Raw genomic sequence first — 867 nt, forward strand, 5'->3', positions numbered from 1 at the left:
TCGTACCTGCTTTAGAAAGGCCGCGAGTTTACTACAAACAATTAGGTGACGAAACTTAGAAGTAAGAGGTTTATATCAGGATGGAATTTAGCGACTTGGCTGCCTTGCGGATCTTTCCTTTACCAAACAGAAATTGCCAACGATGACCGCCGAGTTGTCGCCATAATGTTGCGGATCTAATACCTGCAAGAAGTAATGCGCGAATCTTTGCGGCGTTGTGTTCCACTTGCAGATGACGGGCATGGCCAGATACCTGAATACGCATATTAAATGTGCTAATGCTTTCTTGGTAAGTAGAAGCCAAATTCGCGATGACGTTCTCGTGATCAATGCCAAAGTGAGATACTTGATTAGACGCTAGCTCGAGTTTATTTCCTATCAAGGAAAGCATATCGCTTTGTTTGCTTAGCTTTTGTTGCAGATGTAAAAGCGCTAGTGCGTAACGGAGTACTTGTGGGTTTGCATCGACCCCTGATTCTCCTAAGCAGCCTAGTAAAGCTTGTTGCCCTTTTTTAAGAGCATGCAAGTCAGAATAGATATCTTGTGCATCATTGGGGTTCGTGTTGAAAAGCGATTCAATCAACACGTTTTGTGCATCGTGATCACAAGAGCCATTGCGCGCAATGCTATCTACCAATACGCAGCATTCGAATAAGCCAGATAGTGCCAGTGCCTTATTCTGATCGTTAGTTAAGCTCATCGTTAGGCTCGCTACTAGTAGATGCAATGATCCCACCGCCGAGGCAACGATCTTCAATATAGAAAACAACCGATTGGCCTGGGGTAATGGCTCGTTGGGGGGTGTCAAACCGCACGCTAAGATCTCCGTTATCTAGCTTTTCGACATGACAAGACTGGTCTGCTTGT

Annotated in this window: 2 protein-coding genes; both read right to left on the bottom strand. The window is 45.0% G+C overall.

What is annotated here, in order from left to right; genetic code table 11:
* Positions 1 to 70: 70 nt before the first annotated feature.
* Complete coding sequence (gene hflD / locus A3739_RS04345) at positions 71 to 700, bottom strand: high frequency lysogenization protein HflD (RefSeq protein WP_068476499.1); 630 nt, start codon at positions 698 to 700, stop codon at positions 71 to 73.
* Positions 687 to 867: aminomethyltransferase beta-barrel domain-containing protein (locus A3739_RS04350; protein WP_369821086.1), on the bottom strand; the 181-nt coding region annotated here is incomplete at its 5' end. The genes hflD and A3739_RS04350, both read right to left, overlap by 14 nt.

Source organism: Oleiphilus sp. HI0067 (assembly GCF_001635735.1).